This window comes from Chitinilyticum piscinae, from assembly GCF_015223195.1.
Lineage (GTDB): Bacteria > Pseudomonadota > Gammaproteobacteria > Burkholderiales > Chitinibacteraceae > Chitinilyticum > Chitinilyticum piscinae.
Genome location: NZ_JADFUA010000002.1, coordinates 21,343 through 47,503 on the forward strand (window position 1 = coordinate 21,343; position 26,161 = coordinate 47,503).

The following is a 26,161-nucleotide window of genomic DNA, read 5'->3' on the forward strand; positions in this document are numbered from 1 at the left end:
CATGGAGAAAATCTCGCAATTCTTCAAGACCTTCCTGCTCGTCGAGCTGGTTAAGGGCTTGATGCTGACTGGACGGTATTTCTTCGCACCGAAGATTACCGTGCAGTTCCCGGAAGAAAAGACCCCGCTCAGCCCGCGTTTCCGCGGTTTGCATGCACAGCGCCGTTACGCCAATGGCGAAGAACGCTGCATTGCCTGCAAACTGTGTGAAGCCGTGTGCCCGGCGATGGCCATCACCATCGAATCCGAGCAGCGCGATGACGGTACGCGTCGTACTACCCGCTATGACATCGATCTGACCAAGTGCATCTTCTGCGGTTTCTGCGAAGAAGCCTGTCCGGTCGACGCCATCGTGGAAACCCACATTTTCGAGTATCACGGCGAAAAGCGTGGCGACCTGTACTACACCAAGCCGATGCTGCTGGCTGTGGGTGACAAATACGAAGCCGAAATTGCCAAGCGCAAGGCGGCTGACGCCAAGTATCGCTAAGGGGGCCACATGACTCTGGCTTTGTTCTACATCTTCGCGGCGGTACTGGTGTTTGGTGCGCTGCGTGTGATCACCGCCAAGAACCCGGTTCACGCCGTGCTCTGGCTGATCCTGTCGTTCTTTACCAGTGCCTGTCTGTGGATTCTGCTGAAGGCAGAATTCCTGGCGGTATCGCTCGTCGTCATCTACGTCGGGGCGGTGATGGTGCTGTTCCTGTTCGTGGTCATGATGCTGGATCTGAACTTCGAAGAGCTCCGCAAGGGGTTCTGGAAGTTCTTCCCGGTGGCCGCCGTGGTGGCAGCCATCATGCTGGTCGAAATGATCCTGGTGCTGACCAATCGCTATGCGCAGATTCCCGGCGCGCAGCTGGTTGAAACCGGTCCGACCGTGCGTGAACTGGGCTTGCAGATCTATACCACTTACTTCCTGCCGTTCCAGCTGTCGGCGGTTCTGCTGCTGGTGGGCATGATAGCCGCCATCGGTCTGACCATCCGCAAGCGCAAGAACACCAAGTACCAGCAGCCGGGCGAGCAGATTGCCGTCAAGGCCGCAGATCGTGTGCGCGTGCTGAAGATGGATGCCGAGGCACGTCTGGAAGCGCCGCAGCCCAAGCCGGCGGATGATCAGCAGGCTCAAGGCTAAGGGCAGGGGAGAGATACGACGTGATTACACTGACTCATTTTCTGGTGCTGGGCGCGATCCTGTTCGCACTGTCCGTATTCGGCATCTTCATGAACCGCAAGAACCTCATCGTCATGCTGATGGCGATCGAGCTGATGTTGCTTGCCGTGAACATGAACTTCATCGCCTTCTCGCAGTTCCTCGGGGACTCGGCTGGGCAGATTTTCGTGTTCTTCATCCTGACGGTCGCAGCCGCCGAATCGGCGATTGGTCTGGCGATCCTCGTGGTGCTGTTCCGTAACCTGCGCTCCATTGCCGTCGAAGACCTCGGCACAATGAAGGGCTAAGGGACCAAACACAGAATCGACAGAGATACGGATATTCGCAATGGACATGAAAACAATCTATCTGCTGATTCCACTGGCGCCCTTGTTCGGGGCGCTGGTGGCCGGCCTGTTTGGCTGGGCGATCGGCCGCAAGGCCGCGCATACCGTCACCATTGGTGGCGTGGCAGCTTCCTTCCTGCTGTCTGCATACGTGCTGCAGTATCTGCTTGGAGGCGGCGAAGCGTATAACGGGAACGTCTATACCTTCATTTCTATCAATGGCGTTGATTTCAACGTCGGCTTCCTGGTCGATACCCTGACCGCGATGATGATGTGCGTAGTGACCTTCGTGTCGCTGATGGTGCACATCTACACCATCGGCTACATGCAGGAAGACCCGGGTTACCAGCGCTTCTTCAGCTACATCTCGCTGTTCACCTTCTCGATGCTGATGCTCGTGATGAGCAACAACTTCGTGCAGCTGTTCTTCGGCTGGGAAGCGGTGGGTCTGGTTTCCTACCTGCTGATCGGCTTCTGGTTCAAGCGTCCGACAGCGACATTTGCCAACCTGAAGGCCTTTCTGGTGAACCGCGTCGGTGACTTCGGCTTCCTGCTGGGTATCGGTCTGGTGCTGTATCACTTCGGTTCGCTGGATTACGCGACCGTCTTTGCCAAGCTCAATGCCGATACGGCTGCCTGGCAAGCCAAGACCATCAGCTTGTTTGCCGGTACCGAGTGGAACTTGCTCGCTGTTACCTGCATTTTGCTGTTTGTTGGTGCGATGGGTAAGTCCGCGCAGTTCCCGCTGCATGTGTGGCTGCCGGATTCCATGGAAGGCCCGACGCCGATTTCCGCACTGATTCACGCCGCAACCATGGTGACCGCCGGTATCTTCATGGTGTCGCGCATGAGCCCGATGTTCGAGCTGTCGGATACTGCGCTGAACTTCGTGATGGTGATCGGTGCGATTACCGCGCTGTTCATGGGTTTCCTCGGCATCATCCAGAACGACATCAAGCGCGTGGTCGCCTATTCCACGCTGTCGCAGCTGGGGTACATGACCGTGGCGCTCGGTGCTTCGGCCTACTCGGTTGCTGTCTTCCACCTGATGACCCACGCCTTCTTCAAGGCGCTGCTGTTCCTGGCTGCAGGTTCGGTCATCATCGGCATGCATCACGATCAGGACATCCGCAACATGGGCGGCCTGAAGAAATACATGCCGATTACCTGGATTACGTCCCTGATCGGTTCGCTGGCTTTGATCGGCACCCCGTTCCTGTCCGGTTTCTATTCCAAGGACTCGATCATTCTGGCGGTCGAGCACAGCAATCTGCCGGGTGCCGGCTTTGCGACCTTCGCGGTGCTGGCTGGTGTGTTTGTAACAGCCTTCTACTCCTTCCGCATGTACTTCCTGGTCTTCCACGGCAAGGAGCGCTGGATGGAGGCAGGTCATGGCGATCATCACGGTGATCATCATGATGAAGAAGAGTCCCATGATCACCATCATGGCCTGGGCCCGAACGACAAGCCGCACGAGTCGCCGTGGGTAGTCACCCTGCCGCTGGTACTGCTGGCCATTCCGTCGGTCGTGATCGGCTTCATCGCCATCGGTCCGATGATTGCAGGCAGCTTCTTCGACAAGGTGATCTTCACCAATCTGGAAGCTCACCCCGCCCTGGAAGCCGTGAAGCACCACGCCCACGATGCCGTGGCCATGGGCCTGCATGCCTTCGCGACCCTGCCGTTCTGGCTGGCAGCAGCCGGTGTTGCCACTGCTTATCTGTTCTACATGGTCAAGCCGCAACTGGCTGATGCCTGCGACCGCTTCTTCACTGCCATCCGCGTGAAGAAGGTGATGGAAGAGAAGTACTACATGGATCATCTCTACATCAACGGTTTTGCTGCTGCCGGTCGTGCAATCGGAACGCTGTTGTGGAAGGTGGGTGACACCCTGCTGATCGATGGGCTGATCGTCAATGGTGCTGCGCGGGTAGTCGGTTTCGTCTCCGGCCTCGTGCGCAAGATCCAGACCGGTTACATCTATCACTACGCGTTTGCGATGATTCTGGGCGCAATCCTCATGCTGAGCATCTGGATCTACTTCCTGAATTTGCACGGTGTGCTCTGAACCTGATGCTCATCGGATAACCGAATCCAATACATTACAAGTAGGTTGACTATGACGGGTAATCTTCTGAACCTCGCGATCTGGGTGCCGATTCTGGCAGGCCTGATCGTGCTGGCCACCGGCGGCGATCAGCGTGCCGGTCTGGCCCGATGGCTGGCTCTTGCCGGCTCACTGGCCGGCTTCCTCGTGACCATTCCGCTGTATACCCAGTTCGATTTGACATCGGCTGGCATGCAGTTCGAAGTGCTTGCTCCCTGGATCGAGAGCTACAACATCAATTACCACCTGGGAGTTGATGGACTGTCGGTGCTGTTCGTGATCCTGAACAGCTTCACCACGCTGCTGGTGGTAATTGCCGGCTGGGAAGTGATCAAGGAGCGTGTTGCGCAATACATGGCTGCATTCCTGATCATGTCCGGCCTGATCAATGGTGCCTTTGCCGCGCTGGATGCGATTCTGTTTTACGTATTCTTCGAAGCGATGCTGATCCCGATGTATCTGATCATCGGTGTCTGGGGGGGGCCGCGCCGCGTGTATGCGTCGATCAAGTTCTTCCTGTATACGCTGATGGGTTCGCTGCTGACGCTGATTGCGTTCATCTACCTGTTCATGCAGACCGGCAGTTTCGAAATTCTGGCCTTCTACCGCGTACCGCTGGGCATGTCCGCACAAGTGCTGCTGCTGGTGGCTTTCTTCTTCGCCTTTGCGGTGAAGGTGCCAATGTGGCCGGTGCATACCTGGTTGCCGGATGCGCACGTTGAGGCGCCGACCGGTGGTTCGATGGTACTGGCTGCGATCACGCTAAAGCTGGGTGCCTACGGTTTCCTGCGATTTGCCTTGCCGATCGCGCCGGATGCATCGCGTGAATATGCGTGGGTATTCGTGCTGCTGTCGCTGGTTGCGGTGGTCTACATTGGTGCGGTGGCGCTGGTACAGAGCGACATGAAGAAACTGGTGGCGTACTCGTCCATCTCCCACATGGGCTTCGTAACGCTGGGCTTCTTCATGTTCGCCAATGGCTATCTGAATCAGTACGCCGTTGTCGGTGCGATTGCCCTCATGGTCAGTCACGGTTTCGTGTCCGCCGCGATGTTCTTCTGTATCGGTGTGATGTATGACCGTGTACATAGCCGCAAGATCGCCGATTACGGTGGCGTGGCAAACAAGATGCCGATTTTTGCGAGCTTCTTCATGCTGTTTGCGATGGCCAATGCCGGCCTGCCGGGTACTGCCGGTTTCGTGGGCGAGTTTTTCGTGGTGCTGGGGGCCGTGCAGGTGAATTTCTGGGTTGCCTTTGCTGCTGCGTCAACGCTGATCTTTGGCGCCGCCTACACCCTGTGGATGTACAAGCGCGTGATCTTCGGTGAAGTGGCCAACGAGAATGTGGCCGAGCTGCAGGATGTGAACAAGCGCGAATTTCTGGTGCTGGCCATTCTGGCGGTTGCGGTGCTCGGCATGGGTCTGTATCCGAAGCCGTTGACCGATGTGACGCTGCAATCGGTGAACCACCTGATCGAACTGGCTGCGCAGACCAAGCTGCAGTAAGACTTCTCGCGAATATCTGACATAGGTTTCATCATGATTCCAACCAGTCTCAATGCATGGGTCGCGACGCCGGAAATCTTCCTGCTTTGCTCCGCGTGTATCGTTCTTCTTTTCGATCTGTTTGTCTCGGAATCGAGAAAGCAGGTTACCTATCTGCTGACGCTGCTGGTGCTGGCACTGACTGCCGTGCTGACCATTCAGAGCCTGCAGCAGGGGCTGATGCTGGCCGCGAATGGTGCTTCGCCGGCTCGCTATGCTTTCAGCAATATGTATGTCGCAGATCCGGTCGCTGATTTTGCCAAGATCGGCATGGTGCTTGGTGTTGCGCTGGTGCTGATTTATGGTCGCGGCTATGCGCAGGAGCGTGGCATCTTCAAGGGCGAACTATTTACCCTGACGCTGTTCTCCTTGCTGGGCATGATGGTGATGGCTTCGGCGACCAACTTCCTCACACTGTATGTGGGTCTGGAGCTGTTGTCGCTGGCGATCTATGCGCTGGTTGCCATGCCGCGCAACAATGTTCGCTCCACTGAAGCCGCGATGAAGTACTTCGTACTTGGCGCGCTGGCGTCCGGCATGCTGCTCTACGGTCTGTCGATGCTCTATGGTGCAACCGGTTCGCTGGATATCTACGAAGTGGCCAGCCGCATCATCCGTGGTGAAGCCAATCCGATGCTGGTGACTTTCGGTACGGTGTTCGTCGTGACCGGTATCGGCTTCAAGCTGGGTGCTGTGCCTTTCCACATGTGGGTGCCGGACGTCTACGAGGGCGCGCCGACTCTGCTGGCCCAGCTGATCGGTTCTGCTCCCAAACTGGCGGCGTTTGTCTTCGTTCTGCGCTTGCTCGGTCATGGTCTGGCTGCGCTGGGTCCGGATTGGGGGGCAATGCTGATCATCATGGCGGTGCTGTCGCTGGTGATTGGCAATCTCGCTGCGATTGCCCAGAAAAACATCAAGCGGATGCTGGCGTATTCCACCATTTCGCACATGGGCTTCGTGCTGCTGGGCTTTCTGGTTTATAACGCAGTGGGTTATGCCGCGTCGTTCTTCTATGTAATGACCTACGTGATCACGGCTGCAGCTTCCTTCGGTCTGCTGATGCTGATGTCCCGCAGCGGTTTCGAATGCGAAAACATCGATGACTTCAAGGGGCTGAACAAGCGTAATCCTTGGTATGCGCTGATGATGCTGATGGTGATGTTCTCGATGGCCGGCATTCCTGCCTTCGTTGGCTTCTTTGCCAAGCTCTCGGTTCTGCGGGCGCTGGTTGGCTCTGGCTTCACGTGGTTGGCCATCGTGGCGGTGGTTTTCTCGTTGATCGGTGCGTTCTACTACCTGCGAGTGGTCAAGGTCATGTATTTCGACGAGCCTGAGGCGGACGCCCCGGTTGCGGTTGGCAATCTGGATGCACAGCTTATCCTGTCGGCAAATTGCCTCTTGCTGCTGGCGCTTGGTGTATTCCCGAACCAATTGCTCACTGCGCTGTCGTATGCGGTGAAACTGTCAATGGCCAGTGCGGCCGGGATGATGCTCCAGTAATGAATGCCGAAGTATTGGTGTTTGGCGGATTGGCGGCGGTAGCCGCCAATTTGCCATTTATGACCGACCGGATTGCCGGTTTTTATTCCTCAGCCAACGGCAGGAAGCCATTTTATTGCCGCTTGCTGGAGTGGTTGCTGCTGTATGTAGTGTTGGGCGGCATTGCCTACTGGCTGGAAGGGCGTACTTCGCCGGTGCATCCGCAGCAATGGCCGTTTTATGTCACGACGCTTTGCCTGTTTCTGGTTTTTGCCTGGCCGGGCTTTGTGTGGCGCTATTTCTGGCGTAAACCGGGAATCTGAACAAAAGCACTTGTCAGCTGCTGCGGATGTAGGTAATATTCGCAGCTCTTCAGGCACGTAGCTCAGCTGGTTAGAGCACCACCTTGACATGGTGGGGGTCGTTGGTTCGAGTCCAATCGTGCCTACCAAACAAATGGAGTCAAGCCCATGTTTCGAACTTGCACAACTACCTGGTGTTAAGCAACCGGTAGCCGTGCATTGGGCTTGATCAGAAAAAGTGCGGCAATTGCCGCACTTTTTTTTTGTCCGGCGCAGCCGGGTCATCGAATTCAAATATTGCAAAGGGCGCATACCATGCCAGTCATTACCCTTCCGGATGGTTCTCAACGACAATTTGATGCCGCGGTAACGGTGGCGGGTGTTGCTGCCAGTATCGGTGCAGGCCTTGCACGGGCTGCTCTGGCCGGCAAGGTGGATGGCAAGCTGGTCGATACCAGTTATCTGATTGACCGCGATGCTCAGCTGGCTATCGTTACCGACAAGGATGCAGATGGGCTGGAGGTAATCCGCCACTCCACCGCCCACTTGCTGGCGTATGCAGTCAAGCAGCTGTTCCCGTCTGCGCAGGTGACAATCGGGCCGGTGATCGACAACGGCTTCTACTACGACTTCAGCTTCGAGCGTCCGTTTACCCCGGAAGATCTACAGCTGATTGAAAAGAAAATGCAGGAACTGGCCAAGGCCGATATTCCCGTCGAACGCTACGAGCTCGAGCGCGACGAAGCGGTGGCCTACTTCAAGGGCATTGGCGAGCACTACAAGGCCGAGATCATCGCCAGTATTCCGAGTAACGAGCCGCTGTCGCTGTACCGCGAGGGCGAGTTCACTGATCTGTGTCGCGGCCCGCACGTACCGTCCACCGGCAAGCTGAAAGTGTTCAAGCTGATGAAGGTGGCTGGCGCCTACTGGCGTGGTGATAGCAATAACGAGATGCTCACCCGGGTATATGGCACTGCGTGGGCGAAGAAGGAGGATATGGAGCAATACCTCCATATGCTCGAAGAGGCCGAAAAGCGCGATCACCGCAAGATTGGCAAGCAGCTTGATCTCTTTCACATGCAGGAAGAAGCGCCGGGCATGGTGTTCTGGCATCCGAAAGGGTGGTCGATCTGGCAAACCATCGAGCAGTACATGCGTCGCCAGCTGTCCAAGCATGGTTACCAGGAGATTCGTACCCCGACCGTGATGGATCGCAGTCTGTGGGAAAAGTCCGGTCACTGGGATAATTACCACGACAATATGTTTACCACCCAGTCGGAAAAGCGCGACTATGCAGTCAAGCCGATGAACTGTCCGGGGCATATCCAGGTATTCAATCAGGGTTTGCGTTCGTATCGCGACCTGCCGCTGCGCTATGCCGAATTCGGTTCCTGTCACCGTAATGAGCCATCCGGTTCGTTGCACGGCATGATGCGTGTGCGTGGCTTTACCCAGGATGATGCGCATATTTTCTGTACCGAAGATCAGGTGCAGGCCGAAGCGGCCGAGTTCATTGATCTGCTGCAGGCGGTGTACAAGGACTTCGGCTTTGACGATATTCAGGTCAAGCTGTCCACCCGTCCCGCCAAGCGTGTAGGTACCGAGGAGAGTTGGGATAAGGCGGAAGGCAGTCTGGCTGCGGCGCTCGATTCCAAGTCGCTGGCATTTGAATACCAGCCGGGCGAGGGGGCCTTCTATGGCCCAAAGATCGAATTTTCGCTCAAGGATTGTCTGGGGCGCGTGTGGCAGTGCGGTACGCTGCAGATTGACCCGAACCTGCCGGAGCGCCTAGGTGCCGAGTATGTCGGTGAGGATAACAGCAAGCATCGCCCGATCATGCTGCACCGTGCCGTCCTGGGTTCCATGGAGCGCTTCATCGGGATTCTGATCGAACACCACGCTGGCGCATTCCCGTTGTGGCTAGCGCCGGTGCAGTTGGTTATTGCGAATATTTCCGACGCGCAGCGTGAATATGTGGAAAGCGTGGCGGCAAAACTGACAGCTGCCGGCTTCCGTGTGCACGCCGACTTGAGAAACGAGAAGATTACCTATAAAATCCGCGAACATAGCTTGCAAAAGGTTCCTTACCAGCTCATCGTGGGCGATAAGGAGCGCGATGCGGGCCTGGTAGCCGTGCGTAGCCGCAGTGGTGAAGATCTGGGGCAGCTCAGCGTGGATGCGCTGATTGAACGCCTCAAGGCGGAGCTCCCGCAGGTCTGATGCGACAGGACGCGCGGTTTTTCTTTTATTGACGGAGATAAGACAATAGCTGCTCAGGAAAAAGAGCCGCGGATCAATGGTGAGATTACCGCGCGCGAAGTTCGTCTGCAGGGCGAGGAAGGTGAACAGCTCGGCGTAGTCAGCCTGCGTGAAGCGCTGGAAAAGGCCGAAGAGCTGGAAGTGGATCTGGTCGAGATTGCGCCCAATGCGCAACCCCCAGTATGCCGCCTGATGGACTATGGCAAGTTCAAGTACCAGAAGTCCAAGAAAGAGCACGCCGCCAAGCTGAAGCAGAAGCAGATCCAGGTCAAGGAAGTGAAGCTGCGTCCGGGGACGGACGAGAATGACTACCAGGTCAAGCTGCGTAATCTGATCCGCTTCCTCGAGGATGGTGACAAGGCCAAAGTGACATTGCGTTTCCGCGGTCGCGAAATGGCTCACCAGGATATCGGCATGGCTCAGCTGAAACGGATTGAAGCCGATCTGGCCGAGTTGGCCGTGGTCGAACAGTTCCCCAAGCTGGAAGGTCGCCAGATGATCATGATGCTGGCGCCGAAAAAGAAGATCTGACCGGTCTCAGGGTTTAAGGGAGTGGCAACCGGCTCCCTGGCAGGGTTTTCCTGCACCGGTTGCACAAGTGGGGTGGCGGGCTTAAGTGCTGCAGGCAACTGCAGCCGCCTGTTGCCGAATCAAAAAGCAAACTTGGAGAGCATTTCAATGCCCAAGATGAAGACCAAGAGCGGCGCAGCCAAGCGCCTGAAAGTGCTTGGTGGCGGTGGTGTTAAGCGCAGCAAAGCGTTCAAGCGCCACATCCTGACCAAGAAGACCACCAAGAACAAGCGCCAACTGCGCGGCACATGCATGGTCGATGCGACCAACATGGGTCACGTACGTGCCATGTTGCCCTACGCTTAATTCAAGGAGATAAGTCATGCCTCGCGTTAAACGTGGTGTAACCGCCCGTGCTCGTCACAAAAAAGTTCTCGCTCTGGCCAAGGGCTATCGCGGTCGTCGTAAAAACGTCTACCGTGTAGCCAAGCAAGCTGTCATGAAGGCTGGTCAATATGCCTACCGTGACCGTCGTCAGCGCAAGCGTCAATTCCGCCAGCTGTGGATCACCCGTATCAACGCCGCTGCGCGTGAACTGGGTCTGGCCTACAGCCGCTTCATGAACGGCCTGAAGAAGGCTGGCATCGAAGTGGACCGCAAGGTACTGGCTGACCTGGCTGTATTCGACAAGCCGGCATTCGCCGCCTTCGTTGAAAAGGCCAAGGCTAGCCTCGCCTAAGCGGAATCGCTGCATGAAAGGGAGGCGCAAGCCTCCCTTTTTTATTCACTCCGCCAATATTGGTGTGGGGTATTTGCGTGAAGCTTGCTTTCTTTATGGTCTACGAGGCAATACACATAGTGGTATTGCGGTGGATGATCCGGAAAGTCAGTTTCCTCCTTATCCAGCCTATAGGCGATAGAAGATCATGGTAGCCAATGTGAACGAACTGCTGGCTGAAGGCATTGCGGCGCTGAACGCCGCGGCCGACAGTCAGGAACTGGAAAACACCAAGGCACGATATGTCGGCAAGGAAGGCGCCATTACCGCGCTGCTGAAGCAACTGGGCAGCCTGCCTCCGGAAGAAAAGAAAACCTTTGGTGCCACGGTCAATCAGGCCAAGCAGGCCTTTGAGGGCGCGCTCAATGCCCGCCGTGAAGCGCTGGCCGCCGAAAAACTGGCGAAGCAGCTGGCCGCCGAAGCGCTGGATATTACCCTTCCCGGTCGTGGACACCGCGGCGGTGGTCTGCATCCGGTGACATTGGTGCAGCAACGCATCGAATCGCTGTTCCGTTCGATCGGTTTTGCCGTGGCCGATGGCCCGGAAATCGAAAACGACTTCCATAACTTCGAAGCGCTGAACATTCCGAAGAATCACCCCGCACGGGCGATGCAGGATACTTTCTACGTCGAATCCGATGGCGAGCCGCTGGTGCTGCGCACCCACACCAGCCCGATCCAGGTGCGCTACATGCTCAACAACGAGCCGCCAATCAAGATCGTCGCCCCCGGCCGCGTGTTTCGCGTCGATTCCGATGCCACGCATTCGCCGATGTTCCACCAGATGGAAGGCCTGTGGGTGGAGGAGGGCGTGTCCTTCGCCGATTTGAAGAGCGTGATTGTTGATTTTCTGCGCCGCTTTTTCGAGCGTGACGACCTGCAAGTGCGCTTCCGTCCGTCCTTCTTTCCGTTTACCGAGCCGTCAGCCGAAATCGATGTGCTGGGCGCGCGAGGCTGGCTGGAGGTCGGAGGCTGCGGCATGGTCCACCCGAATGTGCTGCGCAATGTGAATATCGATCCGGAGAAGTACACCGGCTTTGCCTTCGGCATCGGTCTGGACCGCTTTGCGATGCTGTATTACGGCGTGAATGACCTGCGTCTGTTCTTCGAGAACGACCAGTCCTTCCTGCAGCAATTCCGTTAATCGATCAAAGGGCAAAACCATGCAATTTTCTGAACAGTGGCTGCGCACCTGGGTCAACCCTGCGCTGAATTCTGACGAGCTGGCTCACCTGCTGACCATGGCCGGGCTGGAAGTCGAAGAAAACGAACCCGCCGCACCGGCCTTCAACGACGTGTTTGTTGCCGAAGTACTATCGATTGCCAAACACCCGGATGCGGATCGCCTGAACGTCTGTCAGGTGAACGTCGGCGAAGCCGAGCCGCTGACCATCGTCTGCGGCGCACCCAATGTAGCGCCGGGGCTGAAAGTGCCGTGCGCGCGCATTGGCGCTAATCTGCCAGGCGATTTCAAGATCAAGCGCGCCAAGGTGCGCGGCGTCGAATCCTTCGGCATGCTGTGCTCGGGTGACGAGCTGGGCATTCCCGATGGCGTCGATGGCCTGCTGATCCTGCCGGCGGATGCGCCGGTGGGCACGCCGCTGCGCGACTATCTGCAGCTGGATGATCGCCTGCTGACGCTCAAGCTCACGCCCAACCGTACCGACTGCCTGTCCATCAAGGGTATTGCCCGTGAAGTCGCTGCCCTTGTGGCTTGCGAGCAGACACCCGTTGCTGTATCCGAAGCGGCCGTGAGCACGGACGTGACCCGCGCTGTGGTGCTGGGCGATGCCGCGGCCTGCCCTCGTTACGCCGGCCGCGTGATCCGTGGCGTGAACGCCAGGGCGGCAACGCCGATGTGGATGAAGCAGCGCCTCGAGCGTTCCGGCGTGCGCAGCATTTCGGCGCTGGTTGATGTGACCAACTACGTGCTGCTCGAACAGGGTCAGCCGATGCACGCGTTCGACAACGCCAAGCTGTCCGGCACGATCACGGCACGCATGGCGCAGGCCGGCGAAAAAATCGTGCTGCTCAACGACAAGGAGTTGGCGCTGGACGCCGACATGCTGGTGATTGCCGACGCGCACAAGCCCGTCGCGCTGGCCGGCATCATGGGTGGCGCTGCGACCGCGGTTGATGATGACACGACCGAAATTTTCCTCGAATCCGCCTTCTTTGCGCCAAACGTGATCGCTGGCAAGTCCCGCCGCATCGGCTTTGGTTCGGATTCGAGCTACCGCTTCGAGCGCGGTGTCGATTTCACCGCGACCCGTATTGCGCTGGAACGCGCCACGCAGCTGGTGCTGGAAATCTGCGGCGGTGAAGCTGGCCCGGTGGTCGAGCAGATCGCGGAGCTGCCGGCTCGTCCGGCAGTGAATCTGCGTTTGGCGCGCGTCGCGCGTGTTCTGGGTGTCGATCTGCCGCGCGAGCGTATCATCACTATCCTCGAAAGCCTGGGGCTGGGCGTGGCCGATCAGGGCGAGGTGCTGGCGGTCACGCCGCCGTCCTTCCGCTTCGATATCGAAATCGAGGAAGACCTGATCGAAGAAATCGCCCGCGTTTACGGCTACGACAATGTGCCGGTGGCGCCGTCTGCCGCCAGGCTGGCCATGCTGCCGCAGCCAGGCAATCTGCGCGGCAAGTCCCTGCTGAAAAACCTGCTGGTTGCCCGCGACTATTTCGAGGCGATCAATTACGCTTTCGTTGAAGAACGCTGGGAAAAAGAATTGGCCGGCAATGACCAGCCCGTTCGTCTGATCAACCCGATCGCCAGCCAGTGGAACGTGATGCGCTCCAGCCTGATCGGTGGTCTGGTGAACGCACTGAAGGCCAACCAGAACCGCCGCCAGGATCGCGTGCGCCTCTTCGAGCTGGCGCGCGTGTTCAATGGCACCACGGCCGATACACAGCCCGAGAAGCTGGCCGCACTCGCCTGGGGTGGCCGCCACGCCGAGCAATGGGGGGGCGGCAAGGATGCCGTTGATTTCTTTGATGTCAAAGCCGACGTCGAGGCGCTGCTGGCGCCGCGCTCGGCCGACTTCAAGCGTGCCAGCCATCCCGCGCTGCACCCGGGCCGCTCAGCCGAGGTGTGGCTCGATGGCCGCAGCATCGGAGTGCTGGGTGAACTGCATCCGCGCTGGGTGCAAAGCTACGAGCTTGGCTCGGCGCCGGTGCTCTTCGAGTTGGACGTTGAGGCGCTGCTCAACGTGGCCCGCATCGAGGCGAAGCCGCATGCCAAGTTCCAGCCGGTGCGCCGAGACCTGGCCTTGCTGGTGGATGAGGCTGCCGCAACTGCCGACTTGCTAACGGCCTTTGCCGGCATGAAAAATCCGCTGGTCACCAACATCGAAATCTTTGATGTATATCGTGGCAAGGGCTTGCCGGAAGGAAAAAAGAGCCTTGCATTCAAGGTGTTAATGCAAGATACTGCCAAGACCTTGACCGACGAGGAAGTCGAGGCCGTTATGGCTGGTTTGATCAAGATCGCCGAACAATCCGGCGCCCAATTGCGAGTTTGATAGAAGATCATGCAGTACGGAACTACCACTCTTACCCTGACCAAAGCTGACCTTGCCGACTTGTTGTTCGACAAGGTCGGTTTGAACAAACGCGAAGCCAAGGACATGGTTGAAGCGTTTTTTGACGAGATCCGCGCTTCGCTGGCTGATGGCGACGCCGTTAAATTGTCCGGTTTCGGCAACTTTCAGTTGCGCGACAAGCCACAACGTCCGGGTCGCAACCCGAAAACCGGCGAGGAAATTCCCATTTCCGCACGCCGTGTGGTAACTTTCCATGCTAGTCAGAAGCTGAAGGGCATGGTTGAAGACCAATATGCAAAGCACAGCCAGCGTCATTCCCAGTAGTGAATTGCCTCCCATCCCCGCCAAACGTTACTTCACCATCGGTGAGGTTAGCGAATTGTGCGGGGTGAAACCCCATGTTCTGCGATACTGGGAGCAGGAGTTCACTCAGCTCAAACCGGTCAAGCGCCGCGGTAATCGTCGCTATTACCAGCACCACGAAGTGCTACTGGTTCGTCGTATCAGGGCCTTGTTGTACGAGCAGGGCTTCACCATCAGCGGTGCCCGTAACCAGCTGGCCTCACATGGCGGCGAAGTTGCTGAATTTGCCGGCGAGGGAGTCAGTCTCCAGGAAATCCGGCATGAGCTGGAAGACCTCCTTGTGTGGCTGGAGTCGGATCAGAACTGATTGTCGTTCTACCAATTCCCGATATTTTTCCATCTGTCGTTACGTGTGCGCGTTATGCTGTACAGAACTGCGGCTCAGTCTTTGTTATGCCGTTGGCATGGTTGCATTCATCCTGTTGGGTCGTTTGATGCCTCGATTCTTTCTAGGATTGCTGGCATCAAAGGCTTGTATGCTGCCGGCCAGCTGCGGCCGGCGTAAATCAGCGACCCCGAATCAGAACAACACCCCCTGGTTAGGGGCTGCCGGGTCGACGGTGATGCCGACCTCGCCGTCGGCCAGATGCAACGTCGCGGCGGTGCGTGGCGGCAATTGATCGACGCTGCTGGCAAGCTGGCCGTCGGCCAGTGTCACATAGCCATAACCGCGTGCCAGCACGGCCCGGGGATTGAGCGTGTCCAGCCGGATGCGCGCGTAGTCGAGGCGTTGCTGCTGGCTGGCGAATTGCCGCTGCCCTGCCTGTAGCAGCCGCCCCTGCAGGCGTTCCAGCTGATGCTGTACCGGTGTCAGATCGGGCAGTTGGCGAGTCAGGCGCCGCTCCAGCTGGGCAAGACCTTGCTGCTGGCTTGATACATTGCCATGTATTGCCCTATTCATTCGCATATTCAGTGATTGCAGCTGCATACACTGCATGCGCAGCGTTTCGCCGGGATGGCGCAGGCGGCGGGCGAGGGCGTCAACAGCAAGCATGCGTTGCTGCAGCTGGCGCTGCATGCTGCGCTGCAGTTGCTGTGCCAGCGAATCAAGCCGGCGCAGGTAGCTGCTGCGATCCGGGCTGGCGAGTTCGGCGGCGGCGGTCGGGGTGGGGGCGCGCACATCCGCGACAAAGTCGGCGATGGTGAAATCGGTTTCGTGGCCGACTGCGCTGATGACGGGCATGGGGGCTGCGGCAATGGCGCGAGCCAGCATCTCGTCGTTGAAGGCCCACAGGTCTTCCAGGCTGCCGCCGCCGCGCCCGACGATCAGCACGTCGACCTCATTGCGGGTGCTGGCCGCGCGCACGGCAGCGAGCAATTCTGCCGGAGCCTGAACCCCCTGTACGGCGCTGGGGTAGAGAATGACCTCGATGCCAGGCCAGCGGCGACGCAGCGTGGTGAGCATGTCGCGCAGCGCGGCGCCCGACGCCGAGGTGACGATGCCGATGCGCTGCGCGAAGGCTGGCAGCGGGCGTTTTCTGGCGGGGTCGAACAAGCCTTCGGCGTCGAGCTTTTTCTTCAGCGCCTCGAAAGCCGCAAACAGCGCGCCAGCGCCAGCCGGGCGCATTGCTTCGATGGTGAGCTGATAGTCGCCGCGTGCTTCATACAGGCTGACCACAGCACGCACTTCGACCTGCAGGCCGTCGAGCGGGCGGAAGTCGAGCAGCGCTGCGCGATTGCGGAACATCACACAGCGCACCTGTGCGCCGGCATCTTTCAGCGAGAAATAGCAGTGTCCGGAATCGTAGCGCTTGAAGTTGGAAATTTCGCCTGCGACCCACAGGATGGGCAGGCTGGCTTCCAGTGTCTGGCGCACGGTTTTATTCAGTTCGGTTACAGACACTACAGCTTGTGAAGGGCTTGACAAATGCGCGAACACGGCAATTTTCCGGTGACTAATCCACACAAGCCAGATTTATTGCGCTCTGGCGGCGGATCAGAAAGTTGTAGTTGATGAATGATGCACAAGTTGTTGATTTTTAAAGATTAGCGGTTTGCTGGTCTTTTTTGCGGCAACCTAGAAAAATGCAGTCGGGATGCGGGTTTAGCGCCCATCGGTGGTACTTCTTCACAAAGTTATCCACAGGAATTGTGGGTAAGCAGAAAAAGCCCTTTTGCAACACGGTGTTGCCTTCTGTGCGTGCCAGCGCTTCCACCGTCAGGGCATTCCGTTTAAAGTTACGGGATTCTAAACGATCCCTTTTCCCAGGAAACGTACCCCATGTTGTTGCTTGACATTATCGAGGCTGCTGGCTGGCCGATCTGGCTGATCATCTTCTCGTCGATTGCTACCGTGACCATCGTCATCGAGCGTCTGCTCAGCCTGCGCAAGAAGCTGGTGCTGCCGCACGGCCTGCTTGCTCAGGTCGTGCAAGATTACCGTGCCAACGGCGTGTCGGGCGAGTCGCTGCAGAAGCTCGCCAACAGCAGCCCGCTGGGCCGCGTGTTTGCCGCTGGCCTGAAAAACGTCAAGAGCTCGCGCGAAGTGATGAAGGAGTCGATCGAGGAAGTCGGCAGCGCGGTCGCTCATGATCTGAATCGCTATCTGAATACGCTGGGTACGCTGGCTTCGATTACCCCGCTGCTGGGCCTGCTGGGTACCGTGATCGGGATGATCGAAATCTTCGGCGCACAAACGCCCGCCAGCGGCACCAATCCGGCGCAACTGGCGCACGGTATTTCCGTGGCACTGTACAACACCGCCGGCGGCATTATCGTGGCCGCTCCGGCGCTGTTGTTCTACCGCTACTTCCGCGGCAAGGTGGATGGCTTCATTGTCGAGATGGAGCAGCAGGCCGTGAAGCTGGTCGAGGTTGTTCACGGCGATCGCCACCACTGAGCGGGAGCCTGCCATGAATTTTCGCAAGGGGCGTGACCGCGAAGAGCCGGAAATCAATTTCATCCCGCTCATCGACGTGATTCTCGTCATTCTGATCTTCGTGATGGCGACGACGACGTATTCCAAGTTCGCCGAGCTGAAGATCAACCTGCCCAACGCCGATGCCGAAGCGGCTGCGGATCAGCCCAAGACCATTCAGGTCGCAGTGACGGCCAATGGCCAATATGTCATCAACGGCAAGCCGGCGGCCTTCGTCAGTGCCGAAGCCTTTGCCGTCGAATTGCGCAACGCGGCAGGCAGCGACGACGCTGACCCGATGGTGGTCGTCAACGCTGATGCACAGGCGACGCATCAGAGCGTGGTCAATGTGATGGAGGCGGCGCGCATCGCCAACTACAGCAAGCTAACCTTCGCCACGCAGACGCAGGCGAAGTAAGGCTGATCAGGGAACACGGGGCGCAAGCCCCGTTTCTTTTGCGATTTCTTGGACAGATGTGATGCCTCTCGCGATCCGCTTGCTGTGTTACCTGATGGCGCTGGCCTTGCTGTGGCTGGCAGTGCCTGCCTTATGGCGAGTGGCCTCCGGCGTCGAGTCTGCTGCAAGTAGCTGGGTTCCGTTGTTGTGCCTGCTGATGGTGCTGGGGTTGCTGCGCCGCGTGGCGTGGGGGCGATTTCTGGTTTCCTGCATCAGCGTGCTGTTCGCGCTGCACGTCGCGGCCTGGCTGATTCCGATGGGTGATGATCTGTCAGATGGCGGCCCAATGCTGGAACGTCTGCTGGGTTTTGCCCTGCCGGGCTGGGCATACTGGCTGCTGATCGTCCTGACGGTCACGTTGATTCTTCTGCCAGCACTGGCAATCAGTTGGCGCAAGGCCTGGTTCCGCTCGGCATGGTGGTAAGACCTGGTTGTAAATTACTGGCCAGATGCGATGGGTGATGATGTGAGTATTGGTCTGCAAGCTTTTGAAATACGGCTCTTGGAATATATACCCTTGGAAGGGGTTGACTGGTGAGTGTGCAGGCCTGGGTAGAGTCACGCTGGTATGGCCGCCGCGGTGTTTTTGCTGCGGTCTTGCGCCCTCTGGCCTGGTTGTTCGCCGTGCTGGCGCTGCGGCGCAAGCGTGCCCAGTTACGCAAGGCTGTGCGTTTGCCTGTGCCGGTCGTCGTCGTCGGCAACATCAGCGTCGGCGGCACCGGCAAGACGCCGCTCACCGTTTATCTGGCGCAATCGCTACTCACTCGTGGCTGGCACCCGGGGATTGTTTCCAGGGGGTATGGCGGTTCAGCAACTTTTCCTGTTAGTGTTCGGCCAGATACTGACCCTGGGTATGTGGGCGATGAGCCAGTATTGCTGGCGCGCGCCAGTTCCGTGCCGGTGTTTGTCTGCCGCGACCGTGCCGCAGCCGGCCGCGCCTTGCTGGCGGCGCATCCCGATGTGAATGTGATTTTGTGCGATGACGGCCTGCAGCATTACCGGCTGGCGCGCGATGTCGAAATCGCCGTGATTGACGGTGCACGTGGACTGGGCAATGGCTGTTTGCTGCCGGCGGGCCCGCTGCGCGAGCCGCGCGTCAGATTGGCCGCGTGTTCGGCGGTGGTGGTCAATGGCGGCGGGGCGACTGACTGGCATGCCCGCCAGTACGCCATGACGCTGCAGCCTGGGCTGTGCTACCGGCTGGATGATCCGCAACAGCGCTGTCAGCCAGCCAGCCTGCCGCAGCCACTGATCGCCTTGTGCGGCATCGGTAATCCGCAGCGTTTTTTTGCGACGCTAGAGAGCTTGCAGGCCGAGTTCGCCGAGCGGGTCTTTCCCGATCATCATGCGTTTGCGCGCGCGGATCTGCCAGCGGCAGGAACGGTGATCGTGACCGAAAAGGATGCAGTGAAGCTGGCTGCACTGCCCGATTTGGGGGCGGCCGGTGCTAGAATCTGGGTTTTGCCAGTCCGCGCCGAGCTTGCGCCGGATCTGGCTGCATGGTGCGATGCACATTTGAAAGAACAGGGCTTTCTCCCGTCAACACGCAACGGGTAAAGCCCGTTGCCGGCGAAGGCCTGCTGAATCAATGCGTTGTGTCGGTTTTCGTACTTTTTTAGCGGTGTTGCCGCTGAAAACGAATCACAGGCTGCTTGAAGCTGCCTGTTTGTGAGGAATTGCATGGACGCCAAATTGCTGGAAATTCTGGTCTGCCCGGTCTGCAAGGGGCCGCTGGCCTATGACAAGGCCAAACAGGAGTTGATCTGCAAGGCGGATCGGCTGGCTTACCCGATCAAGGATGGCATCCCGGTCATGCTGGAAGGCGAGGCTCGCCAACTGGCAGCTGACGAAGAGGTGTAAGCATGGGATTCACAGCCATCATCCCCGCGCGCCTGCAATCGACGCGCCTGCCCAACAAGCCGCTGGCCGACATCCACGGCAAACCCATGGTGGTGCGGGTGGTCGAGCGCGCGCTGGAATCATCGGCGGACATGGTGGTGGTGGCCTGTGATGATCTGCTGATCCAGGATGCGGTCGTGGCACACGATTACGCCTGCATCCTGACCAGCAAGGGGCATCCCTCCGGTACCGACCGGCTGGCTGAGGCGGTGGATCGTCTGCAGCTGCCTGACGAGGCCATCGTGGTGAATGTGCAGGGTGACGAGCCACTGATTGATCCGATGCTGATTGACGCTGTCGCGGGGCTGCTGGAAGCCCATCCGGAGTGGGCGATGGCCACGGCCAGCCACGTGATTGACGATGTGGCTGACTTCTTCAGTCCCAATGTGGTCAAAGTGGTCACGGCGGCCGATGGTCGCGCGCTGTATTTCAGCCGTGCGCCGATTCCCTGGGACCGCGACGGCTTTGCCGATGACAACGAAGACCGCGACTGGGTGCTGGCCGAAGCGCTGGATGCGCAGCGCCACATCGGTCTGTACGCCTACCGGGCCGGTTTTCTGCGAGCCTATTCGCAGCTGGCACCATCGAAACTGGAAGACATCGAAAAACTCGAACAGCTGCGTGTGCTGTGGCACGGCTATGCCATCGGCGTGCATCGCAGCGAACAGATACCGGCACCCGGCGTCGATACGCCGGAAGATCTGGAAAAGGCGCGTGCCACCTTCGCTGCGCGAGCAGCGGGCCAGTAACAAAGACCTGCCATGCGGCAGGGGCTGGAATACCTAACACCTAACCCACAGGAAAGAGACGATGCGTTTGATTCTTCTTGGCGCTCCGGGCGCCGGCAAGGGCACCCAGGCCAACTTCATCAAGGAAAAGTTCAACATTCCGCAGATTTCCACTGGCGACATGCTGCGTGCGGCCGTCAAGGCTGGCACCCCGCTGGGGCTGGAAGCCAAGGCCATCATGGATGCGGGCGGTCTGGTTCGCGACGACATCATCATCGGTCTGGTGAAGGAGCGCATCGCTGAAGCCGACTGTGCCAACGGTTTCCTGTTTGATGGTTTCCCGCGCACCATTCCGCAAGCTGAAGCGATGATCGCCGCTGGCGTGGACATCGATTACGTCGTGGAAATCGACGTTCCGGATGCCGCAATCGTCGAGCGCATGGCTGGTCGTCGCGTGCACGTTGCTTCGGGGCGTACCTACCACATCAAGTTCAACCCGCCCAAGGTCGAGGGGCGTGATGATGAAACCGGCGAAGAGCTGATTCAGCGCGCTGATGACGAAGAGGCTACCGTACTCAAGCGTCTGGCCGTGTATCACGAGCAAACTGAAGTGCTGGTTGGCTTCTACGGCCAGCGTGCTGCGAGCGGCGATGCCAAGGCTCCGAAATACGTGAAGATCGACGGTACCCGTGCCGTGGATGTGGTGCGTGACGATGTGCTCAAGGCGCTGGGCGCCTGAGCGGATTGACCGCCCGCGAACCCCGCCAGCGGCGGGGTTCTTTTTTGCCCGGAGCAGGGCTGGACAAATGCGCGACGCCGCAGGCGCGTATGCTGCGGCTGCTTGGAATATTCAGGGAAACAAACAATGAAACTGCAGATGATCGCTGCCAGCCTGGTGCTGGCCTGTGCCAGTGCGCAAGCTGCCGATACCACCATGAATGCTGCGTTGACCGGCGGCTGGATTCCGGATTTCAATCTGGATTCCGGGGGCAAGGCCTCCGCGACGCTGTGGCAGGCTTCCGTCAGCGGTAGCAAGCAGCTGGATGCCAGCCAGCGTCTGGGTGTGGCCATCAGTTTTGGCCAACAATCGTGGTCGTTCGACCAGGCTCAGGCCTGGGGGGGCAGCGAGCCCTGGGGTACGCTTGGACGCGCCAGCTTCAGCCTGCCCTACAGCTATGCTTCGCAGGATGGCTGGTTGTATTCGCTGGCCCCGGGCATTGAATATGCGGCCGAGCAAGGGGCAGATCAGGGCGATGCACTGAGTTATGGTGCCAGCGCGTTTGTGGCGCACTATTTTGCGCCCAACAAGATGATCGGGCTGGGGGTGGCGGTCTGGCAGCGCCTGGAAGACGTGCAGGCTTTCCCCTTCCTGGTGGTGAACTGGCAGCTCGGCGAGCAGTGGCGCATCGCCAATCCATTTGCCGTCAGCCCGGTGGGCCCGGCAGGGCTGGAACTGGTGTGGGCGCCGGATCAGCGTTTCGAGCTGGGCCTGGGGGGAACCTGGCGCAGTTATGAATACCGGCTGGCCAAGGATAACAGCGTGGCTGCGGGAGGCGTTCTCAAGGACAGCAGTGTTCCGGTGTTCGTGCGTGCCGGATATGCCTTCAATCCGTCCCTGCGGCTGGATGCATATGCCGGGGTCGGGCTGGGGGGAGAATTTGTCATCCAGAACAGCAATGGCGATGATCAGGTGACCGAGCAGCACAGTGCCATGCCGATCATGGGACTGAGCTTGTCCGGGCGCTTCTGAGCGGAGTGCCGCAGGCCAGCCATCCGGCTGGCCTTTTTGCTGTCTGATCGATTAAGCTTCAGTCCGGATCAATCGGGAGAGGTAGGCCATGCGTTGGGATGAAATGCGCGAAAGCAGCAATGTTGACGATCGTCGCAACGAGATTGGCGGTGGCGGCGGAGGCCTCGGTGGTGGCATTTTCCTGCTGTTGAATTTTCTGGGTTTCAGGAAAGTGATCGTACTGATCGTCGCCGTGGTTGGTATCGGGATGCTGATGGGTAAAAGTCCGATCGACATGCTTCGCATGCTCGGGCTGGTAGGGCCCGCCGGACACCGTCCCGCGGAATACCAGGCCGGCCCGCGCGGCGCGACGGACAATGAGCAGTACAAGAAGATGACCGCGCATGTGCTGGGTGATACCGAGGATGCGTGGGGGCGTCTCTTTCAGCAGAACGGCAAGACCTACCAGCAGCCCTCGCTGGTATTGTTCCGTGATCAGGTACGCTCCGGTTGCGGCGGTGCCAGTTCGGCGGTCGGCCCCTTCTACTGCCCGGCGGACAACAAGGTTTATCTGGATCTGAGCTTTTTTGATGAACTGCATCGCCGTTTCGGTGCGCCGGGTGATTTTGCGCAAGCCTATGTGATTGCGCATGAGGTCGGTCATCATGTGCAGAATCTGCTGGGCACCTCCGGCAAAGTGCATGAACGCCAGCAGCAACTCCCCAAGGCGCAGGCCAATGCCCTGTCGGTGAAGCTGGAGCTGCAGGCGGATTGTTACGCCGGTGTCTGGGGCCATAGCGCGCAACAGCGCGGGCTGCTGGATGCCGGTGATCTCGAGGAGGCCCTCAAGGCGGCGCACGCTATCGGCGACGACACCTTGCAGAAACATGCCGGGGGCGCGGTTGTGCCCGATTCATTCACGCACGGGTCCTCCGAGCAACGGAAATACTGGTTCAAGCGCGGCTTTGATTCGGGTGATCCGGGGCAGTGCAATACATTCGCGGCGTGAGTGTCTAGGCATGAAGTGGCCATCAAGCGGTGTGCTGCGTGACATCGGACTGCTGCTTGGCGCGACAACCTTGCTTTGCCTGGCATGCAATTCCGCGGTGCTCTGTGAGCCATTAATCGTTGCCGCTTTCGTATTAACCCGTAAGCAGGTTCTGCGCTTGCGCTTCTGTTTGCCGATGCTCACCGTAGCCTACTGGGCTGTGCTGGTGACGGCATACCTGGTGGCTGAACTGCTTGGCTGGTTTCGAGCCGATTTCCCCGGTATGGGCGGCGCTTTGTTGTTTGCTGGCCTAGTGCTTCCCCTCTTGGGAATCGGGGGCTTGTTCGGGCATCTGCTCGCCTTTTTTACGACGCTTCGCGAAGGGTGATGCGTTACAATCCGGCATGCTTGCCGAATTTCTTCCCCCGCATTCCGATCTGACGGCCATTACGGCGGCGTTTGCCCGTGATGGTGTCGTTATCCTGCGCGGCTTTGCTCCGCCACAACGCCTGCTGGCAATCCGCGACGCGGCCATGCGCGAGCTGGAACTGCGCATTGCCCCCTTCGAGCTGGAAGCCGAGCTTGGCTATCCCGGCGCCCCCGGAGCCGGAGAGGAGGGCGCAGCAACCATCCGCCGTCTGCGCAATATGGCGGCGCGGGGCGAGGTGTTTGCGAGCTGGGCAGGCGATTCCCGGTTGCTGGCGTTGATCGGCGCCATGCTGGCCACGCAGGAAGTCACGCTGACCCAGGCGCACCACAATAGCCTGATGACCAAACAACCCAGTTTTTCCAGTGATACGCGCTGGCATCGCGATCTGCGCTACTGGCGTTTCAGTCGTCCAGAACTGGTGTCGGTGTGGCTGGCGCTGGGCGAGGAATATCCGGATAACGGCGCGCTGGGGTTTATCCCGGGCTCGCACCGGGCTGATTTGCCCGAGGCGGCTTTCGATGCACTGGAGTTTCTCGATGCCCGCCATCCTGCCGCGGCGCCGCTGGTGGCCAGCGCCGCGTTCCCCAGCCTGCAGCCCGGCGATGTTGTGCTGTTCGATGCGCGCACCTTCCACGCGGCCAGTCGCAACCGCACGGCCCAGACCAAGTACTCCTTGGTGTTCAGTTATCACGCCACCAGCAATCTGCCCGTGCCGGAAACGCGCTCTGCCAGTTTGCCCGGCGTGCACTATCACCTGCCCGGATGAAGCTGCGTTAGGGGTGTGCCGTGTGCTGCCAGTCATGGATGGCAGCGATGAAGACTCGCGCCAGCTCCGGATTGTTTTCCAGCGCCTCGAGGTTGTGGCCCAGCGTGATCAGCTCGCCGTGGCTGGGCAGCAGGTGCGGGTACAGGAAGTCATAATCGCGATAGAACATCATCCAGTCGGGAAAACGGCGCTCGGAAATCAGTTCGTCCCAGAGCAATTTGACGTCATGATGGCGCCGGTCGCGCTGGATGCGCTGGAACAGCGCGCGCACTACCGGCTCGGGCCCTTCCAGATACTGCCTGAACAAGCGGTTCTGGTAGGTGAGCAAGCCGGTGATGCCCAGTGCCGCATTGGAGAGCTGGCAGTCACGCATCAATTGCATGCGCATTTCTTCCGTCCAGAACTCGTCGGCCTGACTGGTATAGACCACGGCGTAGATCATCGGGGGCGTCCTCATGGTGCTATGTGCATGTCTGTTTCATAGCATGCCAGGTCGCCTTACGGTGCGGAATGTGGTGTGGACGCTGCAGGGGTGCGTGGCCATTCGGGCAGTGCATGCCCTTCCCCCCTGCCATGCAGCAGCGCGACCGTGCTGCCTCCCATGAAGACTTCGCTCATATCCAGCGAAATGACCAGCATCAGCCGGAATTCGGTATGGCTTGCCTTGTACAGCAAGGGATAGCGCAGATAGCTGCCGACGTGCGGCCTGATCCCGGGCCTTTCCCCGCTGAGCTGTTGCGGGCAGCGGCCTTGCTGTTTGCATTGCAGATCGATGTTTCCGGCGATCGCGAGCGCATCCTGTCGCGCGCGCTCCCAACTGGTCTGCAGTAGTGCAAACAGCAGCGCCAGCAGTGTGAGTGTCAGTAGCGGCCTGATCCAGCGCAGCGGCTGGCTGCGCCAGCGAAACAGCCGGATCAGGAGCAGGAAGCTGGCGGGGATGAACAGAAGGCCGGCTATTCCGAGCCACAAAAAATTGGCGCCTGGCCCATTATTGCCGTCCTGATTGAAAAGTTCATTCAGGGGTAGCAGTAGCAGCAAAGCGGGTGGCAACAGCTGGGAAAGCCAGAAGCGTATTTTTGGGTTGGGTATCAGTCTGGCAATCATTGTAGTCAATGCATTTGTCTGTATAGGGTTGTGGGTATTCAGGCTCGCACGGTCAGGCCTGGATTACCTGGTTCGGTGTTGTCGGCCTTGGCCAGATCGACATAGCGCGGCCCGCCGGGCAGGTCCAGCAGTTTCAGGGCAAGGTCGCCCAGCAGTTGCAAGGGCTCGGAATTGTCCTGCGGCATGCTCATGCTGAAGGGCTGGCGTGCCGGCTCGGCGCTGAGCGCCGCCAGCAGGTCACTGGCGATGCCGGCAAACTGGCTGCGCAGGTCATTGAGCGCTGCGGGTGTGGCGGTGCCGGATTCGGCGGGTGGTTTGCGGTCTTCGGCCCCGTCGTTCTTCAGGAGCTGCTGCTGGCTGCTGGTGAACGCGGCTTCCTGCACGGATTGATAGCGGACTTCGATCTCAAATTCGAATACCTTGCCATCCGCCGTGGTCAACTTGCCGCGCCCGCTAAAGCTGCTGGCGTCTTCGAGCCTGAACGCGGCGGCCGAGGTGCTGCCGTGGCTGCTGCGTGACTGGTAGGCGGCAGCGCTGGCAGTCGATTCGGCCGAAAGGGAAAAGCTGTCGAATTCGACTTTCATCCCCTTGGCCGCGTCCCCAAACAGGCTTTCAGCGAACTTGCCGAGCAGGTTCTGCGCCAGATCGACGGTGTTGCGTCCGAGCTGGCTCACGCGCTGGGCGAGCGGGCTGCTGGCCTGAGCCGCTTTGGTGGACGGCTGGGCTGCAGCGGATTCCCTGGCTCCGCTCGGGGCGGCCGGGGTTGGGTTCGCTTGCCAGGGGGTAGTGGCTAAGCCGAGTGCAGGCAGGTTGGTCATGGCGCT

Annotated in this window: 30 protein-coding genes and 1 tRNA gene; 27 read left to right on the forward strand and 4 right to left on the reverse strand. The window is 59.1% G+C overall.

The window, feature by feature from the left end:
- Position 1 precedes the first annotated feature (1 nt).
- The 16 genes from nuoI to INR99_RS04015 all read left to right on the forward strand — a co-directional run bounded on the left by nuoI (position 2) and on the right by INR99_RS04015 (position 14,686).
- Positions 2-490 (forward strand): NADH-quinone oxidoreductase subunit NuoI, encoded by a 489-nt coding sequence (nuoI, locus tag INR99_RS03940; protein WP_194115009.1) that lies wholly within the window; start codon positions 2-4, stop codon positions 488-490.
- 9 nt (positions 491-499) lie between these two features.
- Positions 500-1,132 carry an NADH-quinone oxidoreductase subunit J gene (locus tag INR99_RS03945; RefSeq protein ID WP_194115010.1) on the forward strand — a complete coding sequence of 211 codons (633 nt, stop codon included), beginning with the start codon at positions 500-502 and terminating at the stop codon, positions 1,130-1,132.
- Between the two features lie 20 nt (positions 1,133-1,152).
- Positions 1,153-1,458 (forward strand): NADH-quinone oxidoreductase subunit NuoK, encoded by a 306-nt coding sequence (gene nuoK / locus INR99_RS03950; RefSeq protein WP_194115011.1) that lies wholly within the window; start codon positions 1,153-1,155, stop codon positions 1,456-1,458.
- Between the two features lie 40 nt (positions 1,459-1,498).
- Positions 1,499-3,565, forward strand: a complete 2,067-nt coding sequence (nuoL, locus tag INR99_RS03955) for an NADH-quinone oxidoreductase subunit L (protein ID WP_194115012.1) — start codon at positions 1,499-1,501, stop codon at positions 3,563-3,565.
- A gap of 51 nt (positions 3,566-3,616) precedes the next feature.
- On the forward strand, positions 3,617-5,110 hold the full coding sequence (locus INR99_RS03960; RefSeq protein WP_194115013.1) for an NADH-quinone oxidoreductase subunit M: 1,494 nt from the start codon (positions 3,617-3,619) through the stop codon (positions 5,108-5,110).
- A 33-nt stretch (positions 5,111-5,143) separates the two neighbouring features.
- The gene (nuoN, locus tag INR99_RS03965) at positions 5,144-6,649 is read left to right on the forward strand and encodes an NADH-quinone oxidoreductase subunit NuoN (protein ID WP_194115014.1); all 1,506 of its coding nucleotides are present in this window, start codon (positions 5,144-5,146) and stop codon (positions 6,647-6,649) included.
- Complete coding sequence (locus INR99_RS03970) at positions 6,649-6,951, forward strand: DUF2818 family protein (RefSeq protein WP_194115015.1); 303 nt, start codon at positions 6,649-6,651, stop codon at positions 6,949-6,951. The genes nuoN and INR99_RS03970 overlap by 1 nt, the downstream gene beginning before the upstream one ends.
- Positions 6,952-7,002: 51 nt before the next feature.
- Positions 7,003-7,079, forward strand: a tRNA-Val gene (locus INR99_RS03975).
- 166 nt (positions 7,080-7,245) lie between these two features.
- Entirely contained in the window at positions 7,246-9,150 is a 1,905-nt protein-coding gene (thrS, locus tag INR99_RS03980) for a threonine--tRNA ligase (RefSeq protein WP_194115016.1), read from the forward strand.
- A gap of 45 nt (positions 9,151-9,195) precedes the next feature.
- Positions 9,196-9,720 (forward strand): translation initiation factor IF-3, encoded by a 525-nt coding sequence (gene infC, locus INR99_RS03985; protein WP_194115388.1) that lies wholly within the window; start codon positions 9,196-9,198, stop codon positions 9,718-9,720.
- 147 nt (positions 9,721-9,867) lie between these two features.
- Positions 9,868-10,065 (forward strand): 50S ribosomal protein L35, encoded by a 198-nt coding sequence (gene rpmI / locus INR99_RS03990; protein WP_028452289.1) that lies wholly within the window; start codon positions 9,868-9,870, stop codon positions 10,063-10,065.
- A 16-nt stretch (positions 10,066-10,081) separates the two neighbouring features.
- Entirely contained in the window at positions 10,082-10,438 is a 357-nt protein-coding gene (gene rplT / locus INR99_RS03995) for a 50S ribosomal protein L20 (protein ID WP_194115017.1), read from the forward strand.
- A 187-nt stretch (positions 10,439-10,625) separates the two neighbouring features.
- A complete protein-coding gene (pheS, locus tag INR99_RS04000) occupies positions 10,626-11,621 on the forward strand; it encodes a phenylalanine--tRNA ligase subunit alpha (RefSeq protein ID WP_194115019.1) in 996 nt (331 codons plus the stop codon).
- Between the two features lie 19 nt (positions 11,622-11,640).
- Positions 11,641-13,995, forward strand: a complete 2,355-nt coding sequence (gene pheT, locus INR99_RS04005) for a phenylalanine--tRNA ligase subunit beta (protein ID WP_194115020.1) — start codon at positions 11,641-11,643, stop codon at positions 13,993-13,995.
- A 9-nt stretch (positions 13,996-14,004) separates the two neighbouring features.
- The gene (locus tag INR99_RS04010; RefSeq protein ID WP_194115021.1) at positions 14,005-14,340 is read left to right on the forward strand and encodes an integration host factor subunit alpha; all 336 of its coding nucleotides are present in this window, start codon (positions 14,005-14,007) and stop codon (positions 14,338-14,340) included.
- A 4-nt stretch (positions 14,341-14,344) separates the two neighbouring features.
- Positions 14,345-14,686, forward strand: coding sequence for a MerR family transcriptional regulator (locus INR99_RS04015; RefSeq protein ID WP_228098080.1), 342 nt, complete (start codon positions 14,345-14,347; stop codon positions 14,684-14,686).
- 213 nt (positions 14,687-14,899) lie between these two features.
- On the opposite strand, the gene xseA is transcribed toward INR99_RS04015, so the two are convergent.
- Positions 14,900-16,285 carry an exodeoxyribonuclease VII large subunit gene (xseA, locus tag INR99_RS04020; protein ID WP_308431438.1) on the reverse strand — a complete coding sequence of 462 codons (1,386 nt, stop codon included), beginning with the start codon at positions 16,283-16,285 and terminating at the stop codon, positions 14,900-14,902.
- Between the two features lie 315 nt (positions 16,286-16,600).
- On the opposite strand from xseA, the gene INR99_RS04025 reads away from it, so the two are divergent.
- From INR99_RS04025 to INR99_RS04075, 11 genes are all read left to right on the forward strand, one after another.
- Entirely contained in the window at positions 16,601-17,218 is a 618-nt protein-coding gene (locus INR99_RS04025; protein ID WP_308431439.1) for a MotA/TolQ/ExbB proton channel family protein, read from the forward strand.
- 13 nt (positions 17,219-17,231) lie between these two features.
- On the forward strand, positions 17,232-17,654 hold the full coding sequence (locus tag INR99_RS04030; protein WP_194115025.1) for an ExbD/TolR family protein: 423 nt from the start codon (positions 17,232-17,234) through the stop codon (positions 17,652-17,654).
- A gap of 61 nt (positions 17,655-17,715) precedes the next feature.
- Positions 17,716-18,117 (forward strand): hypothetical protein, encoded by a 402-nt coding sequence (locus INR99_RS04035; protein ID WP_194115026.1) that lies wholly within the window; start codon positions 17,716-17,718, stop codon positions 18,115-18,117.
- A gap of 110 nt (positions 18,118-18,227) precedes the next feature.
- Complete coding sequence (gene lpxK / locus INR99_RS04040; protein ID WP_308431440.1) at positions 18,228-19,250, forward strand: tetraacyldisaccharide 4'-kinase; 1,023 nt, start codon at positions 18,228-18,230, stop codon at positions 19,248-19,250.
- A gap of 123 nt (positions 19,251-19,373) precedes the next feature.
- The gene (locus tag INR99_RS04045) at positions 19,374-19,553 is read left to right on the forward strand and encodes a Trm112 family protein (protein WP_194115027.1); all 180 of its coding nucleotides are present in this window, start codon (positions 19,374-19,376) and stop codon (positions 19,551-19,553) included.
- Positions 19,554-19,555: 2 nt separating this feature from the next.
- The gene (gene kdsB / locus INR99_RS04050) at positions 19,556-20,341 is read left to right on the forward strand and encodes a 3-deoxy-manno-octulosonate cytidylyltransferase (RefSeq protein ID WP_194115028.1); all 786 of its coding nucleotides are present in this window, start codon (positions 19,556-19,558) and stop codon (positions 20,339-20,341) included.
- A gap of 61 nt (positions 20,342-20,402) precedes the next feature.
- Complete coding sequence (adk, locus tag INR99_RS04055) at positions 20,403-21,059, forward strand: adenylate kinase (RefSeq protein ID WP_194115029.1); 657 nt, start codon at positions 20,403-20,405, stop codon at positions 21,057-21,059.
- Positions 21,060-21,185: 126 nt separating this feature from the next.
- Positions 21,186-22,070, forward strand: coding sequence for a hypothetical protein (locus INR99_RS04060; RefSeq protein WP_194115030.1), 885 nt, complete (start codon positions 21,186-21,188; stop codon positions 22,068-22,070).
- An 88-nt stretch (positions 22,071-22,158) separates the two neighbouring features.
- On the forward strand, positions 22,159-23,058 hold the full coding sequence (gene ypfJ, locus INR99_RS04065; protein ID WP_194115031.1) for a KPN_02809 family neutral zinc metallopeptidase: 900 nt from the start codon (positions 22,159-22,161) through the stop codon (positions 23,056-23,058).
- 10 nt (positions 23,059-23,068) lie between these two features.
- Positions 23,069-23,425 (forward strand): hypothetical protein, encoded by a 357-nt coding sequence (locus INR99_RS04070; RefSeq protein ID WP_194115032.1) that lies wholly within the window; start codon positions 23,069-23,071, stop codon positions 23,423-23,425.
- Between the two features lie 16 nt (positions 23,426-23,441).
- Entirely contained in the window at positions 23,442-24,233 is a 792-nt protein-coding gene (locus INR99_RS04075) for a phytanoyl-CoA dioxygenase family protein (protein WP_194115033.1), read from the forward strand.
- 7 nt (positions 24,234-24,240) lie between these two features.
- Here INR99_RS04075 and INR99_RS04080 read toward each other — a convergent pair whose 3' ends face one another.
- From INR99_RS04080 to INR99_RS04090, 3 genes are read right to left on the reverse strand one after another with little or no spacing between them, the layout of a single operon-like run.
- On the reverse strand, positions 24,241-24,690 hold the full coding sequence (locus INR99_RS04080) for a BLUF domain-containing protein (RefSeq protein ID WP_194115034.1): 450 nt from the start codon (positions 24,688-24,690) through the stop codon (positions 24,241-24,243).
- A gap of 41 nt (positions 24,691-24,731) precedes the next feature.
- Positions 24,732-25,337 carry a hypothetical protein gene (locus INR99_RS04085; protein ID WP_194115035.1) on the reverse strand — a complete coding sequence of 202 codons (606 nt, stop codon included), beginning with the start codon at positions 25,335-25,337 and terminating at the stop codon, positions 24,732-24,734.
- 38 nt (positions 25,338-25,375) lie between these two features.
- The gene (locus INR99_RS04090) at positions 25,376-26,155 is read right to left on the reverse strand and encodes a hypothetical protein (protein WP_194115036.1); all 780 of its coding nucleotides are present in this window, start codon (positions 26,153-26,155) and stop codon (positions 25,376-25,378) included.
- Positions 26,156-26,161: the final 6 nt, after the last annotated feature.

Excerpts from the sequence above, each read along its gene's own strand:
- INR99_RS03970 (WP_194115015.1), top strand. The coding sequence starts at position 6,649 with ATGAATGCCGAAGTATTGGTGTTTGGCGGATTGGCGGCGGTAGCCGCC.
- INR99_RS04070 (WP_194115032.1), top strand. The coding sequence starts at position 23,069 with ATGAAGTGGCCATCAAGCGGTGTGCTGCGTGACATCGGACTGCTGCTT.
- thrS (WP_194115016.1), top strand. The coding sequence starts at position 7,246 with ATGCCAGTCATTACCCTTCCGGATGGTTCTCAACGACAATTTGATGCC.
- INR99_RS04060 (WP_194115030.1), top strand. The coding sequence starts at position 21,186 with ATGAAACTGCAGATGATCGCTGCCAGCCTGGTGCTGGCCTGTGCCAGT.
- rplT (WP_194115017.1), top strand. The coding sequence starts at position 10,082 with ATGCCTCGCGTTAAACGTGGTGTAACCGCCCGTGCTCGTCACAAAAAA.
- INR99_RS03945 (WP_194115010.1), top strand. The coding sequence starts at position 500 with ATGACTCTGGCTTTGTTCTACATCTTCGCGGCGGTACTGGTGTTTGGT.
- INR99_RS04085 (WP_194115035.1), bottom strand. The coding sequence starts at position 25,337 with ATGATTGCCAGACTGATACCCAACCCAAAAATACGCTTCTGGCTTTCC.
- INR99_RS04075 (WP_194115033.1), top strand. The coding sequence starts at position 23,442 with ATGCTTGCCGAATTTCTTCCCCCGCATTCCGATCTGACGGCCATTACG.
- kdsB (WP_194115028.1), top strand. The coding sequence starts at position 19,556 with ATGGGATTCACAGCCATCATCCCCGCGCGCCTGCAATCGACGCGCCTG.
- INR99_RS04045 (WP_194115027.1), top strand. The coding sequence starts at position 19,374 with ATGGACGCCAAATTGCTGGAAATTCTGGTCTGCCCGGTCTGCAAGGGG.
- rpmI (WP_028452289.1), top strand. The coding sequence starts at position 9,868 with ATGCCCAAGATGAAGACCAAGAGCGGCGCAGCCAAGCGCCTGAAAGTG.
- INR99_RS04025 (WP_308431439.1), top strand. The coding sequence starts at position 16,601 with ATGTTGTTGCTTGACATTATCGAGGCTGCTGGCTGGCCGATCTGGCTG.
- adk (WP_194115029.1), top strand. The coding sequence starts at position 20,403 with ATGCGTTTGATTCTTCTTGGCGCTCCGGGCGCCGGCAAGGGCACCCAG.
- INR99_RS04035 (WP_194115026.1), top strand. The coding sequence starts at position 17,716 with ATGCCTCTCGCGATCCGCTTGCTGTGTTACCTGATGGCGCTGGCCTTG.
- nuoL (WP_194115012.1), top strand. The coding sequence starts at position 1,499 with ATGGACATGAAAACAATCTATCTGCTGATTCCACTGGCGCCCTTGTTC.
- pheS (WP_194115019.1), top strand. The coding sequence starts at position 10,626 with ATGGTAGCCAATGTGAACGAACTGCTGGCTGAAGGCATTGCGGCGCTG.
- INR99_RS04080 (WP_194115034.1), bottom strand. The coding sequence starts at position 24,690 with ATGAGGACGCCCCCGATGATCTACGCCGTGGTCTATACCAGTCAGGCC.
- INR99_RS04030 (WP_194115025.1), top strand. The coding sequence starts at position 17,232 with ATGAATTTTCGCAAGGGGCGTGACCGCGAAGAGCCGGAAATCAATTTC.
- nuoN (WP_194115014.1), top strand. The coding sequence starts at position 5,144 with ATGATTCCAACCAGTCTCAATGCATGGGTCGCGACGCCGGAAATCTTC.
- ypfJ (WP_194115031.1), top strand. The coding sequence starts at position 22,159 with ATGCGTTGGGATGAAATGCGCGAAAGCAGCAATGTTGACGATCGTCGC.
- INR99_RS04090 (WP_194115036.1), bottom strand. The coding sequence starts at position 26,155 with ATGACCAACCTGCCTGCACTCGGCTTAGCCACTACCCCCTGGCAAGCG.
- pheT (WP_194115020.1), top strand. The coding sequence starts at position 11,641 with ATGCAATTTTCTGAACAGTGGCTGCGCACCTGGGTCAACCCTGCGCTG.
- INR99_RS03960 (WP_194115013.1), top strand. The coding sequence starts at position 3,617 with ATGACGGGTAATCTTCTGAACCTCGCGATCTGGGTGCCGATTCTGGCA.
- nuoI (WP_194115009.1), top strand. The coding sequence starts at position 2 with ATGGAGAAAATCTCGCAATTCTTCAAGACCTTCCTGCTCGTCGAGCTG.
- INR99_RS04010 (WP_194115021.1), top strand. The coding sequence starts at position 14,005 with ATGCAGTACGGAACTACCACTCTTACCCTGACCAAAGCTGACCTTGCC.